Raw genomic sequence first — 14348 nt, 5'->3', positions numbered from 1 at the left:
GTATGAGGCAACAGGAGGTGTTCCACCATGGGAAAACGATTTGACAAAGAATTTAAAATCGAAGCGGTGCGACTGGCTTCGGAGCCAGGCAACACACAGTCCGAAATCGAACGCGACCTTGGCATCAGCCAAGGCATCATCAGTCGCTGGAAACGCGAGTTGCGTAATGATGGCGACCAGGCGTTTCCAGGTAAAGGCCGCCTCAAGCCAGACGACGATGAGTTGCGGCGTCTCAAGCGTGAAAACGAGCGACTTCGGCAGGAACGTGACATCTTAAAAAAAGCCGTGGCCATCTTCTCGGAGGACCCGAACAGATATTCGGGTTCATAGACGGGCACCGCACTCTTTGGAGTGTTGAGAAGATGTGCCGGGTTCTTTCGGTGTCTCGCAGCGGTTATTACCATTGGCGCAACCGTCCCGAGAGCAAACGGGCGATTGAGAATCGGCGCCTGGACGTTCACATCAAGGCCATTTTCAACAGACATAAAAGGCGCTGTGGCAGTCCGAAAATCACGGATGAACTCAACGACATGGGATTTCCAGTCAGCAAAAACCGGGTTGCCCGCAGAATGAAGGAAATGGGGCTGCGTTCGATCTATCGGCGCAAATATCGGACGACCACCGATTCGAAGCACTCCTATCCGGTCGCGAAGAATCTGTTGCAGCGCGATTTTACGGCGGACGGCCCTGATAAGACGTGGGTGTCGGATATCACCTATATCGCTACCGCACGTGGCTGGCTCTACCTGACGGTCTTTATCGATCTGTTTTCCCGTATGGTGGTCGGCTGGGCGCTGAGCAGTTCTTTGAGCACGGAAATGGTGCTTACAGCGCTTGCCCGCGGGATCCGCAAGCGTCGCCCCGGTCCCGGATTGATTATCCATTCGGATCGCGGGGTTCAGTATGCGTGCAAGGATTTTCGAAAAGTGTTGAATAAGCATGGTTTCGTTCAAAGCATGAGTCGCAAGGGCAACTGCTGGGACAACGCGGTGGCCGAGTCTTTTTTCGGCATCATCAAATCGGAATTGATTCACCATGAACGCTTCAAGGGGCCTCAAGACACCTTGAGGGCAATATTCGAGTACATTGAGATCTATTACAATCGGAAACGCAAACATTCTACATTGGGCTACAAAACCCCAGCCCAATTCGAACAGACCATGAAATCAGCAGTTTGCTTTTAACCGTGTCTACTTTTTTGGGGAAAGTCCATGGCGGCCACAATCGAAGACCAAACATAGGATTTAAACGAGTCCCATCCTTTCCAGGTACAGCGGGTCAGGCCAAGGCAACGCTTCAGCCAGGAGATACCGGATTCAATACCCGCTCGAAAGCGGCGCAATCGACGATACACATATTGGCTGCGGCACATGTCGGTTTCAGATAGACCTCGTTTCTTGGCAAAGCAGACGTCTTTGATCTTACGCGATTGGGCTCGCTTCAAGTTTTCCTTGGATGCAAAACCGCCGTCGAAGCTGGCCTTGAGGGGATAGCGGCCATAAATTTGTTTTTGCCGCTCAAGCATCGGTATCGTCAGGTCGGCGTCGGCCGGATTGCCTTCGGTGATGACACAGTCCAAAATAAGGTTCGACGCGCCTCCGGTCAGACAGATTTTGTGACCAAACAGCGTATCGCGCCTATCCTTGACGATGATATCGGTATGTGGCTCGAACAACGATACTACTTTGTCTTTGGCATCGACCGTTTCTCCATGAAGAACCCGGCGTTCGGTCTGGTGGATCACCCTGCGGGTCAGATCGACAAAATGTTCGATCTGGAAGCCAATCGTCATGACCAGCGGGTCGCAGGTCGCACCGGCATTGATCGCAGCGACTGCCTTATGAGCGTACCCAACCACTTTGCGACTGGTTTTGAGCAGGTCCACATAGGCAACCTTACGCTTGTTTTTCCGTTTGGCATTCATCACCGCCAGCATCCGTCGTTTGGCAACACGGGTATGGTTATGGAAGTCAGGAACTGTGATCCCCGATTCATCCCGGAAGCGCTTCAGCAGCCTCGTCAACACGCGAACACCATCCCACAGCAGGTTGGAGTCGGTGGGATGATGGATGTGAGTTTCAACGCACGTGCAATCGACCCGGACCTGTCGGCCCTTTTCAATGCCCTTTTGCTTCGCATATCCCAAAAGATCCGCATTGATCAGTTCCCAGGTGGCGTCCGATATGCCTTTGATATTTTTGTTCAGGGCGGATTTTTTGTATCCCTTGTCGGCGATACCGATCCGGCAGAACCAACTCAATGCCTGCGAATCGACAATATGAAATGCCAGTTCATCATACGTAAAACCGAAAAGGATTTTGACGATAGCACAACGCAGTACCTGGTCGGCGCTCATGCCGTCAGCCCCAGTTCGATAGGCCACCAGCTTGCCCTTGTTCAAATCTTGAAGAACGCGATCACAGATGATAGGGTGAGCATCGATGATACCACTGATAGCTGTAAGTTCTTTTGCTTGGGCGTGGTCTTTGATCTGAGGCATCAGGGGCATCTGTTTTTGCCATTTTTCGCGCATTTTGTGATCGGCTCCTTTCTTTCTTTTGTAGTGATATTGGTTGTTTGGCGACTTTCAATATACTACAAAGAGAAGAGAAAAACCACTACAAAATGCGCGTTTCTTATTTATTACAGGTAGTTATTCCTGTGGATGAGCACTAATTAACGCTGTCGTACCATTGTTCGCTTGAGCATTCACATTCGCTCCGTTTTTGCATAGGTATTCCACTGCTTCATTTTGCCCACTGTACGCAGCTATGATCAATGCAGTGCTTCCTGCCTGGTTCTTTTTTTCGATCGAAGTACCATGCTCCAGTGACTTTTCCATAAGTTCGATATTTCCAGTTTGTGCATTGTACAAAAGGCCCCCACAGGAACAAATGATAAAAGCCAGAGAAACAATCGCTATCCACTGAATTCGTTGCATGTTACCTCCTGTGTCGGATTCCCGACTTGTTGGGATTGACCTTGCAGTCTAATGGAAACAACCATAAATGATTTGGAGTTTTTGACGCAGGATGGATCGCAAAGATTGTTAGCATTAACCCATAATTGAGTCAATAATGGTGGTCTGATTTTGTGAGCAGCCGGTCATAACTCCTGGGTCCTAAAAAAGAAGGGGCATGGTTCTGCGGAAACCAATTCGGAGCGGAAGGTGCTTCTGTGTAACGGATGGAGTGTAAATCGGTTAAAAAGTTGACCCTGTGTTGACACCTAAAAATTAAAGGCTCTCAAAGTTTGTCTTGATCGCCTTTAATGTGCTGGTTTTTTGTGGTTTTATTGGTGCCCCCGGCAGGATTCGAACCTGCGGCGCACGGATTAGGAATACGTTATTTCAACTTTCCTTGACTTTCCCTCAAGTTCTAATAGACTATAAAAACAAGCCTGTTATGGCGGTTAAGAAAATCAGGGAAGTTGGGGGAACCGTAAAAAAGTTGGACTAAAGTTGGACAACTTTCGGATTCTCCGACACACGGAAGGGGGTCCGATGCCAGTCAAATGGATCAAATCGACACATCCGGGCGTTCGATACCGGGAGCATCCCACCAGGACATTCAGGCGCCAGAAGGACAAATATTTCGAGATCTATTACAGGCGGGAAGGCAAACCTTGTTTCGAGGCCCTGGGATGGCTTTCCGATGGTATGACGGCCGGCGAAGCTGCAACCCTCCGCGGTCAGATCGTCCAAAACATTAAAAAGGGTGTTTCCCCTCAGTCAATCAAAGAAATGCGGGAAGTGGAGGCCGCGGCCAAGAAGGCTGAAGCGGAGATGGCAGAAGCTGAAAGGCAAGCTGCCGTCACCTTTGGCGAAATGGCCGATCTTTTTCTCGAATGGTCGGAGAACAATAAAAAGTCGTATCGTGATGACAAAAACCGGTACGAAAAACATCTGGAACCCCGATTCAAAGACACCCCGATCAAGGATCTGTCCCCTTTTGATTTGGAACGACTGAAGGCCTCCCTCAAAAAGCAAAAACTTTCCCCAGGCACCATTACCCAATGCCTTCAACTGACTCGTGCCATTTTCAGAAAGACTAAGGGGTGGGGGCACCATGACTGCGATTTCCCCAAGGTCGATTTCCCGAAGATATCCAACCAGCGGGTTGCATTCCTGACCCAGGATCAGGCAAAGGCGCTGCTGGATGCCGTCAAAAAGAAATCCATCCAGCTTTGGTGTCAATGCGTTCTCAGCCTTTACGCCGGCCTGCGGTTCAAAGAGATTGCCTCCCTGGAATTGTCTGACTTGGATTTCGAAGCCGGCACCATCCACGTTCGGGACAGCAAAGGCGGTACCCGTCATGCCTATATTACTGAACCCATCAAGGCGATGTTCGAAGAGTGGTGGACCGTTGCCGACAAAAAACCGGGATTGATCTTCCCGGCCTGGCCGGGTGGTAGAAAACCAACCGAAGGGAAAAAGAAACGCAAGCTGAAGCCTTCTACAATCCAGAAGCGGGGCACAATCCAGACCAGAGTGTCACCAGTATTTGCCCGGACCGTGGATGAATTGAAACTGAACGATGGAATCACCGATCATCGCCAGAAGGTTGTTTTTCACACCCTCCGCCACACTTTTGCCAGTTGGCTTGTTATGGGTGGAGAGAGCCTGCAGACGGTTCAGGAACTCATGGGTCACAAGGACATATCGACCACCATGCGATACAGCCATCTTGCTCCTGACATCAAGCGGAATGCGGTGAATAAGCTGGTGGAGACACTAGGAAGACCAGCAAAAGCAAAGCTGGAGGTTTTAAAATAACAGGAGAGCCATAGTCCTGTAGGTGTTTTTTCAATTTTGCCGCATAGCAAAAAATGGTGTTGACATCGGTACCAATTGGTACCATAATCGACTTAGACGGTATCAATTGGTACCCAAGGAATTGGAGGGAAATGGATAGACCATCGTTTCGGGAGTTAGATCTAAAGTTATCCCAGGCAAAGGACTCAGTCTCTCAAAACAAAATTCTTACAATTAATCTGGCCGCGTTAGCATCAGATGCATTTGATCTTGGATACCTGATATCCGAATTGACAGATATTCTCTCCGAAATATTGGACGAAATCAGACCTAAGGATTATGTTGGACGGCGGCCGCCAGAAAAATCATATGAAGATCAAATCAAGGACTTAGATCTTTTTGCCTTCAGATGGAACAGTGCACGGTTCGGATGCGAGGCATATTTCAAATTCGTTATAAACGGTGACATTCTCTACATTGTCTCTTTGCATCAGCACAAAACCGTAAGAAGGGGGAGGTAAATAAGATGGATATTCAAGACATTAGATGCCCAAGGGGGCACAATGACCTGAAAGCCCAAAAGGTTGTAAAGGAGACGACCTTCCGCGGCGAGCACATTGAATATGAGATTGACGTATATGTGTGCAGGGAATGCGGAATTGAGATTGGAACAATTGACCAGGCCGCGAAAGCACAGCTTGCAATAGCGGAAGCCTACAAGAAAAAGGTTGGCCTGTTGACATCCGTCGAAATGAAAGAAAACCGGAAACGTTTAGGTTGGAGCCAGAAGAAACTCGCCAAAATGACCGGTTTGGGAATATCGAGTATTAAACGGTGGGAACTCGGCATCATACAGACAAAACCGATGGATCGTTTGCTTAGAAGCGCCTTTGGTGGCCAGAAGGCGGGAAATTTTTATGTAGGCAACAGGGTGCTCTCTCTGGAAAGAGTAAAGCTTGTGATGATGGAATTTGAAAAGCAACTCGGTTCCGCATTCCTCCAAGATGGAGACATGTTGCTTTACGATGCAAAATATACTTGGTTTGCTGACATGGTAGCCCATCGGGAACTTGGAAGAAGTATGACGGGAGCCACTTATGCAGCGCTACCTCACGGACCACAGCTAAATAATTATCGCGAATTGGTTGACGCTATCAGAAATGCAGATGAAAGCAAAGCTGAACCTCTTTCTGAAGAAGAGGTCAAGATTATTGCCAGAGTGGCACGCAAATTTCCGGCAAAGCATTTGGCTTATGAAGCTGCCCACCGTGAGTCTGCTTGGAAGACCAAATCAACCGGCGCAATCATTCCTTACAGCGATTCGGCGAATCTGACTGAAATATAATGTGGGGCATAGGATTTGGACGATCACCGAATCTGAAAAGCTATTGCAGAACATATGACCGGCCAGCTCAACCGGTCAGTTCGGCACAGCCTGGCCCCTTTTTTCCGGGGATAGAGCGACGGCTCGAAAGCCGGCTTTCCTGGGCCGGCCCTCCCCGGATCAAGTATCCAGGATACACTGCAGGGGTGTATTCGACTTGAAACTTATAGATTATTACGAAACCCGGATTCCAATATGGGAAGCCGCACGTGTTCAAGAGCTTTTTGAACTCGCCCGAAAAGAATATCCTGATATTAAGTCTATTGATGATGCGATTATACAGGCGGACGGTTTTCACCTTAAGGAATTGCCTTTTCACTTACTTTCTCTAACAATAGTTTTTCCTAAGAAGCTCCTACCCAGAACAAAAAAGAAATTCCGTCTCAGCGGTAGGTACCTTCCTGATTGGATAAAACCACATGTACTTGCATTTGATGCAAAGGGCTGGATGAAAAAGGGTGTGCCTTTTGATCAGCTTAAAGAGTATCACCGTACTCTTGTGGAGGCAATTACTACATTTAGAATATGGACTCGAGCGCTCAATTATCGGCTCAGAAAGGAAATATACGGCCATTACATCATTGATCTTGTGATAGAAAAGGATCCAAAAGCTAGGGAAGAATTGTTTGCATTACTTCAAGTAGGTTTGATCGCTAAAAATAATAGAGTTGATGAGGACCTTATTGAATCTGAAGCCGATATGTCGATAGCCCTAAGTATCAAAAAGAGTAGAGAAGGAGCTCCTCCACTTGAATCCTTCATCGAAGATATTGGTTTGCCGGATCATGATCAAATAAAAATCGGCAAGATTCTTCAGGGGAAGAACACCCAAGAGGCAAAACTTTTTAGTGATGCAATCGCTGGTGTTTTTAGATGCCTACCTGGAGAGTTTGAAAACGATTTAAAAAATTATAAAGAAAAATGTCGCACAGAAAAGCATAAGTTTAATGATGGTACTTTGAGCATAGATGAACTGGTGGAGAACAGGCCTCAAATAGTTCCAAAAGACAGTAGCACCGGGATGCAATTGGATATTAAGTTGACTTTTGACAGGCTCTCCAAGGAGTTTGAGAAACCCCAATATATAAAAATAAAGCCAATTTTTGATGCAATGCGTAGAGATCCAGAAATATCCGATTCTGATTTGGCTAAAATTTGTGGCATCCATAGGAACACTGTCCCGAAGCGGAAAAAAGAATTGAAATCAATCTATAGAAAACTAACCAGTTGATGTTGTAGATATATTAATCCCGCCTTTTAGTTCCCCCTCTCTTTTTTCGAATTTCTTAAAAAATTTTTGTGCATTTTCTATTTCCATCCGGATTCCTCTCTACAGAACGTAAAATTATCGATGGAGGATGGATGTTATGGAACACTCCGAACCTTAGGTTTCCTGCTTCCGCCCCAGAGCTAAGCAGATTTAGTTTGCGGCAATGAGCCTCTCTGCTACATCTTTTTGACTCGGGTAAAGATCTACAGGCACCTTTGGCTTGCCTAGCTTTTTCAGAACAATATGCCTGGCGCAATCAGTGTTATCGCCCAGGCAATACTTTTTCTTGAACATATCAGCGGTGCCAGGTTTATTGGCCATCTTGTCGTTGAAAAATGGACATGTTGGTAAACATTCACAGTCTGCCATGGCGGACTCCTTTCCATCATAAATAGTCAATAAGAAATCATTTCAATCCACTTAGGTATCGTATGTTTCCAAAAAGACTTAAGGGAAAAAAGGCAAGATCCGGGGAATTGGATCCTGCCAAATTCTTTGAGTGGAACGTGTTCTTTGGCCGTGGAATCTGGTTTGCCTTCAATAAAAACCATCGGCAGATAGTGCCCCGACTCGAGGCCGATTGCAAAACACCTCGAAAAGCTGACCGAACTGATATTGACAGTTTCGTGCGCGCTTTGTATATTTTTGGGATATATTTCACAATTTACCACTTTCAAATTTTAAATCTTAACACTCAATGGCTTTTAAGCGGTACTATTATCCATTGTGCAACTTTACGTATACGTTTGGCCACGGCATTGTCGATGACCATGACTTGTACATCCACGTTTTGACATCTCAAATCGAGATGAAGGAATGGAAACTAATAAGAGGACTGCTTGATTGTCGCACTGTTCAGAAATCCGACAAGATAACCTTTCAGGGGCTGCAACAAGCGTGCGAGATACAAATCGAGGAATATGCGGGCAGAGACTACCGTTACGCAATTCTTATCAACGCTGGCAAGCACAAAATGGTAGCGGAGATTTTTGCCCACACGCTTCGTTTAGGCAATCTGAATGTTAACGTGTTTGTCGATGATATAGATGAGGCTTTTAGATGGCTTGGGTATGATCAGATTACAGTGAACTATCTTAAGGGAAAAATTAAAAAATATGTTCAGAATGTTGATAGAGAATTACCACATCAAACAGGCACAGGGTTGATGGACGTGACTAAATGTATGCACAAGGAGGCATAGACAGCCAAGCGGTGACAAGGGTTTGGGTAAAATTCTATGAGAAAGCTCATTAAATCACGAATTATCACTGCGACCGCTTGGGCCACTGGGGTTGGTGCTGTTGTCTGCTTAGCAGGTTTGGCGTGCCAAAGAAAAGCCACTTTTGTTGCCAGCATATTCGTTTGGTTTGTCGTTTTCATAGTGATATGGAAATCGTCGAACAAGACAGATGCAGACGGCAGATGAAATCTGCGTCTGATCTGTTACGCTGCCGGTCATGAGCCTATGACAGTTTACAATGTAGTGACTGGGTATATCACTCACTATGCGGTATTGATGAATCACCAAGGGGAAATAGAATAGCAATTGCCCTTGCTGTGCTGTACATCTTGGCAGGCGTTTCGAAAATTTTACAGATGTGGCAGGCAGGGTTACCGGGCAGGCCTCCTGAAAGGAGGTCCTGCCCGGATTTAGGGAACGTGAGATTCAATACATTTCAGAAATGACCGATCAGTCCAATTGGGTGTCCCTTTTGGTCATTAACTATAAGAAATCATCAAATACAAATTGGATATTTCTATTATTTATATAGGAAAAAAAGCTTATTATTGAAATATCGGGATATTATTCCCATATATATTCAATCGTAACTCCTCAACTGGCCGTTCATTAATCCTCTTTAGCCGCTTTTTAGCGGCGAACCATCTATAATCCCTTCTCCATGTACCGTGAACACTATATATTAACCCCTTGACAAAAGTAGTTATATCCGCCTAACTCTGGCCAAATATGATATTGCTGATTCCATACTGAACGGAGATCCACGCGTGGCTCTGACCAAAAAAAGTATCATTGATAAATTCCAATCTGATTTGGGATTCTCCAAAACGAAGTCCACTGAACTTTTTGAATCCTTAATTGAACTCATCAAGGCAACCCTCGAATCAGGTGAAGATGTTTTGGTTTCTGGGTTCGGCAAATTCTGCGTGCAGGAAAAACATCAACGCAAAGGTCGTAATCCCGCCACTGGCCAAGAGATGATGTTGTGTCCTCGCAGGATAGTGACATTCAGGTGCTCCGGCAAGTTGAGAGATAAAATCAACTCGTAGGAGCCTTTGAAATGAAGATCCCCAATCGGCAAGAGTATCCTCGCCGCACGGCCTATATCATTGTTCAGTATACCGTCAAAGAGGGAACACACCGGGATGTAATAAAGAACATCGGTGCCGGTGGACTGTTTGTGAAGACACCGCGAAGGGTCTCCCTGAATCAGGCGATAACGCTCGAGTTTCCGCTATTCAAATTTGACAACATTATCCAGGTAACTGGCCAAGTGACTCGAAGCGATCCTGATGGCTTTGCTGTGGAGTTCGATGAACCGTTAGAAGGCCTGGTTTGCAAGGATGGTGAGTTTCCGGAGATTGTGCACGAGAGTAACCGAAAATCCCAAGGTTTAAGTGACAACTGATGAAGATCCTATTAGCTGAAATTGCAAAGCATATGGTTGATTATTCAGACCAGGTGTCTGTGAGAGAGACCGATGGTGCTCACACCATCGTCCTGGAGCTGGCTGTGGCCAAACAAGACATAGGCAAGATCCTTGGTATAAGGGGAAGGAATATCCAGGCCATTCGCACACTCATGGCGGCCGTATCAGGTAAAATCAATAAGCGGATTGTTGTGGAGCTTATAGAATAGCATTATAATTCGTTGAAAACTTCCATACCCACATTATCCATATGCTGCGTCGCTGAATCATCGGGTGGAGTTGGAGGGGCGGTTGATGGCGGCGGTGAAGCCACTATAAGATGGTGTATCAATATATTTAGGGCGGCCACTGGGAAACCGGAGACCTTTGTTTGTTCGGTTATAAATCCGGATGCCGATGGCCACTAACTCATCGTAGCTATACACAGCGTCCAATATAAATGCGAATCAGCATCACCAAAAGTCCGTGTTTCAAGGGTTAAGCTAAAATCTATGCGCAATTACTTATGACGCTTTGTATAAATGGTATAGCAGGCCCTAAAAGTATTGACTATTTCAAAGACTTCCTGTTAAGGGTTCATCAGCTTCTTAACCCGTTACGCTTTACATTTGGCGCGAGAGGCGACCTCATTCCACAATTATTCTCACAAATGCACATACACACCAAAAATTAAAGATCTGAATGGTGACTTTCTATGTCTGAAGAAAAAGGTACGCGTAAAGTTTCATTTAGGTATAAAATTTCACAAAATTATGCAGTCTACTCGATAGCTGGTGTACATGGTGGCCTAAATTCGCAGGGAGATGTTATTGCCAATCTGTGGTCCGAAAGGGCACCTATCCCACGAAAACAGACATATGAAGTCCAGCAAGATGGAAGGTTGAAAGAGCCTCCCATTGAAATTGAATCGGATGACTCTATTATAAGAGATGTGATTTTTGGTCTTGCACTGGAACCCGAAACAGCAAGGGCAATTGGCAATTGGCTTATTGAAAAGGCCAATGAACGCCAAAAAATTGTCACGAAAGTAGCTGGGAAGATTAATGCATAATGTAATTGACACTCAAGCATTGCTTTACCTGGATCGATATTATGGACCCAAAAGAATTGATTATGGGCAGGAATTGGCATCAAATGCAAACGGCGTCCACATAGTAATTGTTGGTGTAAATCTTGCTTATGATAAATTCATAAAACAGCAGGATAACAAGCCCAATGAAATGGTGAATACGATGCTGTCCGACTTTAAGACCAATTATCGTCAGTTTTGCAAGCAAGAACCCGGTGTTCACAGTGTTTGGCTAAAGGTCGACAATGAAAAAAAAGATATCATTGTCTGCACATTTACTGACGATTTGGATTTTGAGCTTGAAAATAAAATATATACAGGACCTTATGGGACGTTACCCGTTACATATAATGGATACTATTTTGATTTAAGAGTAGAGCCATTTATGGAAACGCATGAGAGTTCTCCATCTGGTTCTGAGTTGGTTTATACGCGAGGCCATGAGGATGCCCAATCTTACGGAGCATAAAAGGCAGTCGGACATTAATCATAGGTTTTTCAAGGACATAAGCAGTAATTTCAATTCCGATTATTTTGATTGGAAAATTACGACACTATTCTATGAAATCGTTCATTGCGCCGAGGCATTAGGCGCCAAACACGGTGTGCACCATACAAAGCACATAGACAGAGAGACCTTTTTGCAGAAAGTTCTTGATCCGCAAGATTTTAACCTTTACCGGCAATTAGCAAACGCGAGCAGGGTAAGCAGATACGAGGTTAAATATTCGTCAAAATCGGCGGGTGGCTATTGTTTAAAGCTTCACAAAAGTTTGTTTAGCCCACTAAGGGCATCTTTTAAAAGCAAGCACCAAATTTAATCAGTAGATTTAAACCGAATAAGATAGGTAAATTTATGGCGGCCTGGGGTTTTCTCAGGCCGTTTTCAGTTCGCCGATCAAAAACCGGCCATAAAGACTAAAATCAAACTCAGAATCCGAAAAAGTCTTTCTCGGTCGATATCCCATCAATTCCCACCGAATCCCGGCAAATCCCAGGTGGTTTCAAACCTGATGTCAATTCACAGAGCCGGCCACAAAGGCTGGAAATAGTGCAAAAAGTTGGACTATAGTTGGATAAAATGAAGAAGGCCGATTCTGGCGAAATAGATAGACGGTTATAACTCGCTGTTTTTATTGGTGCCCCCGGCAGGATTCGAACCTGCGGCGCACGGATTAGGAATCCGATGCTCTATCCCCTGAGCTACGGGGGCGATGGATAGGTTATTCGATGCGCACCGACTGACCCGGATAGATGGTGCTTCGGGGTGTCAGGTTGTTGATCTTCAGGAAACGATTCAACGGGATATTATGCCGGCGGGCGATCAGGTAGGGACTGTCGCCCCGCTGTACGTAATAGGTCCCGTTGCCTCCCTGAGTCTCTTTTTCCGCCACCGGTGCTTTGGATGGAACCGTCAGCACCTGATTGATGCTCAACCGGGTGGAGGAAAGATGGTTCATCTCCTGAATTTTCTGGGTGGTCGTACCATATCGTTTGGCGATAATCCACAGGGAATCGCCGCTTTTTACCACATGTTTGCGGTTCCACTCCTCGCGGGTTGCCGTTCGGGGCGTCGCATGGGTAACCACCATTCCCCGTTGCGGGATCTTCAGTCGTTTTCCGGCCACGATGTAGCTGGAGCGCTTCAGGTTGTTGGCCCACATGATTTTTCTGACGCTGGTGTGGTAGCGCCGGGCAATGGTGGACAAGGTGTCGCCCGGTCGAACGCGGTGATAGACATACGCTGGCCGCGGCGGGGTCGACAACGGTACCTGGTCGATGGATGCCAGAAGCAGGTCGGTTTTGCCGGTTGGAACCCGCAGGGTATACTTGCGGGCCGGCAGCACGCTGTAACGCAGCTCCGGGTTCAGCTCCTTGAGGGTGTTCAGTGTGGTTCCCAAAGCAGGGGCGATGTCTTTCAGATTGACCTGGCGCTGGACATCCACGGTTTCGAATTTCAGGGGCGGATAGGGCTCGATATCGGACAGGCCATATTTTTCCATGTTTTCGATAATGTGCAGGGCCGCTAGGAAGCGGGGCACGTAGCGGGCGGTTTCGAATGGCAGTCGGCCGTAAAGATCCCAGAAGTCGTCCAGATAATTGATGTTCTGGGTCCGGATGACGTGCAGAACCCGTCCCTCGCCGCAGTTGTAGGCTGCCAGAACCGTAGACCAGTCCCCGAACATGCTGTGCAGTTCCTTCAGGTAAGCGATGGCCGCATCGGTCGATTTTTCGAAATCGATGCGTTCGTCGATATACTGATCTCGTTTCAGCCCGAATTTATACCCCGTCGAAGGAATAAACTGCCATAGTCCCAGGGCCCGTGCTCGGGAGAGCGCCTTGACCTTGAAGCCGCTTTCGATCAACGGCAGCCACGACAGTTCAGGGGGCAGACCGGCCGCCTCCAGTTTTTTCAAGATCATGGGGCGGTACATGCCGGAGCGCTTCACCGATTCGATAAAAAATCGTTTCTCCCCGCCGATTACAAAACGGTCGATCTCTTTCTGGATGTTGGCGTTGATTTCGCGGGGAATGGCATTATGGTTGCCGTTGACAACAATGTTTCGCGAGGCGTAAATTTCAAGGATACGCTTGGAGATCAGAAACCGCAGATCCTCTTTCTGCTGGACCATTTTGGCGGGGTCGTCCGGCTCGACGGTAAGTATCAGAGAGTAGGCCTTGTCCAGCGCGTCCAGGGCGTTTTCCAGTTCACCGTTCTGCCAGAACACTTGGGCGGCTTCGCAGAAATCCAGGGCCTCGTCCAACTGCTGCTGAATGGCACTGTCCAGCAATGCCGTTGCAGTTGTGTGGTTGTTCGGTGACTCGATTCCGGCTGCGGGCAGCGGCATACCCTCATTTTCCTCGGAATCTTTTTGAGCCGGCACGTCGGTACCTATGACTTCATCTGCGCTGGCCATTAGGTCCTGTGATTTATCCGGTGCTTCGGATATGGCGTCATTTTCGGTTGCGGTGATTTCAGCGGTTGGGGCGGGAGCTTCGGATTCGGGAAGGGCGGCGTTTTCGGTTCTGCCCGGTTGGGTCATATGGGAACAACTGGACAGAAAAATAAGCGCACAGCAAATAAGCGTTCTTGTTAAACAGGAAACCACGGGTTCGTCCTCTTGCCGTTAATTGTTTTTGCGGCAGGTCAATGCAAAGCCGCTTGTTTGTAGCGTCTTTACACACTGGCGTTTGCTTTTGTC

General features: G+C 46.9%; 15 protein-coding genes and 1 tRNA gene. 11 read left to right on the top strand and 5 right to left on the bottom strand.

The features are described 5' to 3' along the window. Window positions 1-27 precede the first annotated feature (27 nt). A protein-coding gene (locus GN111_RS11550; RefSeq protein ID WP_231715477.1) for an IS3 family transposase occupies window positions 28-1184 on the top strand; the annotation gives its coding sequence in 2 pieces (ribosomal slippage) (window positions 28-286 and window positions 286-1184; 1158 coding nt in all). On the opposite strand, the gene GN111_RS11545 is transcribed toward GN111_RS11550, so the two are convergent. Then, on the bottom strand, window positions 1181-2533 hold the full coding sequence (locus tag GN111_RS11545) for an ISNCY family transposase (protein WP_155303894.1): 1353 nt from the start codon (window positions 2531-2533) through the stop codon (window positions 1181-1183). The genes GN111_RS11550 and GN111_RS11545 overlap by 4 nt on opposite strands. 120 nt (window positions 2534-2653) lie before the next feature. Beyond that, on the bottom strand, window positions 2654-2941 hold the full coding sequence (locus GN111_RS11540) for an ankyrin repeat domain-containing protein (protein ID WP_155303893.1): 288 nt from the start codon (window positions 2939-2941) through the stop codon (window positions 2654-2656). A gap of 561 nt (window positions 2942-3502) precedes the next feature. Between GN111_RS11540 and GN111_RS11535 the strand changes: the two genes are divergently transcribed. The 4 genes from GN111_RS11535 to GN111_RS11520 all read left to right on the top strand — a co-directional run bounded on the left by GN111_RS11535 (window position 3503) and on the right by GN111_RS11520 (window position 7368). Further along, window positions 3503-4774 (top strand): tyrosine-type recombinase/integrase, encoded by a 1272-nt coding sequence (locus tag GN111_RS11535; RefSeq protein ID WP_155303892.1) that lies wholly within the window; start codon window positions 3503-3505, stop codon window positions 4772-4774. A gap of 131 nt (window positions 4775-4905) precedes the next feature. Then, window positions 4906-5274, top strand: coding sequence for a hypothetical protein (locus GN111_RS11530; RefSeq protein ID WP_155303891.1), 369 nt, complete (start codon window positions 4906-4908; stop codon window positions 5272-5274). 5 nt (window positions 5275-5279) lie between these two features. Continuing rightward, window positions 5280-6098, top strand: coding sequence for a type II TA system antitoxin MqsA family protein (locus GN111_RS11525; protein ID WP_155303890.1), 819 nt, complete (start codon window positions 5280-5282; stop codon window positions 6096-6098). Window positions 6099-6294: 196 nt separating this feature from the next. Further along, entirely contained in the window at window positions 6295-7368 is a 1074-nt protein-coding gene (locus tag GN111_RS11520; RefSeq protein WP_155303889.1) for a hypothetical protein, read from the top strand. Between the two features lie 189 nt (window positions 7369-7557). Here GN111_RS11520 and GN111_RS11515 read toward each other — a convergent pair whose 3' ends face one another. Then, window positions 7558-7776, bottom strand: coding sequence for a hypothetical protein (locus tag GN111_RS11515; protein ID WP_155303888.1), 219 nt, complete (start codon window positions 7774-7776; stop codon window positions 7558-7560). A 439-nt stretch (window positions 7777-8215) separates the two neighbouring features. Here GN111_RS11515 and GN111_RS11510 point away from each other — a divergent pair, with 439 nt between their 5' ends. The 6 genes from GN111_RS11510 to GN111_RS11485 all read left to right on the top strand — a co-directional run bounded on the left by GN111_RS11510 (window position 8216) and on the right by GN111_RS11485 (window position 11614). After that, window positions 8216-8608: a hypothetical protein gene (locus tag GN111_RS11510; protein ID WP_155303887.1), complete on the top strand. Its 393-nt coding sequence runs from the start codon at window positions 8216-8218 to the stop codon at window positions 8606-8608. 806 nt (window positions 8609-9414) lie between these two features. Beyond that, window positions 9415-9696, top strand: a complete 282-nt coding sequence (locus GN111_RS11505) for an integration host factor subunit alpha (protein WP_155303886.1) — start codon at window positions 9415-9417, stop codon at window positions 9694-9696. A gap of 11 nt (window positions 9697-9707) precedes the next feature. Beyond that, window positions 9708-10055: a PilZ domain-containing protein gene (locus GN111_RS11500; RefSeq protein WP_155303885.1), complete on the top strand. Its 348-nt coding sequence runs from the start codon at window positions 9708-9710 to the stop codon at window positions 10053-10055. Beyond that, window positions 10055-10285 (top strand): KH domain-containing protein, encoded by a 231-nt coding sequence (locus GN111_RS11495; RefSeq protein ID WP_155303884.1) that lies wholly within the window; start codon window positions 10055-10057, stop codon window positions 10283-10285. Before GN111_RS11500 ends, GN111_RS11495 begins: the two co-directional genes overlap by 1 nt. Window positions 10286-10770: 485 nt before the next feature. Next, window positions 10771-11127 (top strand): hypothetical protein, encoded by a 357-nt coding sequence (locus GN111_RS11490; RefSeq protein WP_155303883.1) that lies wholly within the window; start codon window positions 10771-10773, stop codon window positions 11125-11127. Next, entirely contained in the window at window positions 11120-11614 is a 495-nt protein-coding gene (locus GN111_RS11485) for a hypothetical protein (protein ID WP_155303882.1), read from the top strand. The genes GN111_RS11490 and GN111_RS11485 overlap by 8 nt, the downstream gene beginning before the upstream one ends. Window positions 11615-12282: 668 nt before the next feature. On the opposite strand, the gene GN111_RS11480 is transcribed toward GN111_RS11485, so the two are convergent. Next, window positions 12283-12358: transfer RNA gene (locus tag GN111_RS11480), tRNA-Arg, on the bottom strand. 10 nt (window positions 12359-12368) lie between these two features. Further along, complete coding sequence (locus GN111_RS11475; RefSeq protein ID WP_231715722.1) at window positions 12369-13994, bottom strand: LysM peptidoglycan-binding domain-containing protein; 1626 nt, start codon at window positions 13992-13994, stop codon at window positions 12369-12371. Window positions 13995-14348: the final 354 nt, after the last annotated feature.

The sequence above is a fragment of the Desulfosarcina widdelii genome (assembly GCF_009688965.1).
GTDB lineage: Bacteria > Desulfobacterota > Desulfobacteria > Desulfobacterales > Desulfosarcinaceae > Desulfosarcina > Desulfosarcina widdelii.
Note: the sequence above shows the minus strand (reverse complement) of the source record. Positions and strands in the feature narration are given on the sequence as shown.

Bases quoted from the DNA above. Each gene is read 5' to 3' on its own strand.
- GN111_RS11490 (WP_155303883.1), top strand. From the start codon at position 10,771: ATGTCTGAAGAAAAAGGTACGCGTAAAGTTTCATTTAGGTATAAAATT.
- GN111_RS11510 (WP_155303887.1), top strand. From the start codon at position 8,216: ATGAAGGAATGGAAACTAATAAGAGGACTGCTTGATTGTCGCACTGTT.
- GN111_RS11500 (WP_155303885.1), top strand. From the start codon at position 9,708: ATGAAGATCCCCAATCGGCAAGAGTATCCTCGCCGCACGGCCTATATC.
- GN111_RS11535 (WP_155303892.1), top strand. From the start codon at position 3,503: ATGCCAGTCAAATGGATCAAATCGACACATCCGGGCGTTCGATACCGG.
- GN111_RS11475 (WP_231715722.1), bottom strand. From the start codon at position 13,994: ATGCCGCTGCCCGCAGCCGGAATCGAGTCACCGAACAACCACACAACT.
- GN111_RS11525 (WP_155303890.1), top strand. From the start codon at position 5,280: ATGGATATTCAAGACATTAGATGCCCAAGGGGGCACAATGACCTGAAA.
- GN111_RS11485 (WP_155303882.1), top strand. From the start codon at position 11,120: ATGCATAATGTAATTGACACTCAAGCATTGCTTTACCTGGATCGATAT.
- GN111_RS11515 (WP_155303888.1), bottom strand. From the start codon at position 7,776: ATGGCAGACTGTGAATGTTTACCAACATGTCCATTTTTCAACGACAAG.
- GN111_RS11545 (WP_155303894.1), bottom strand. From the start codon at position 2,533: ATGCGCGAAAAATGGCAAAAACAGATGCCCCTGATGCCTCAGATCAAA.
- GN111_RS11540 (WP_155303893.1), bottom strand. From the start codon at position 2,941: ATGCAACGAATTCAGTGGATAGCGATTGTTTCTCTGGCTTTTATCATT.
- GN111_RS11530 (WP_155303891.1), top strand. From the start codon at position 4,906: ATGGATAGACCATCGTTTCGGGAGTTAGATCTAAAGTTATCCCAGGCA.
- GN111_RS11495 (WP_155303884.1), top strand. From the start codon at position 10,055: ATGAAGATCCTATTAGCTGAAATTGCAAAGCATATGGTTGATTATTCA.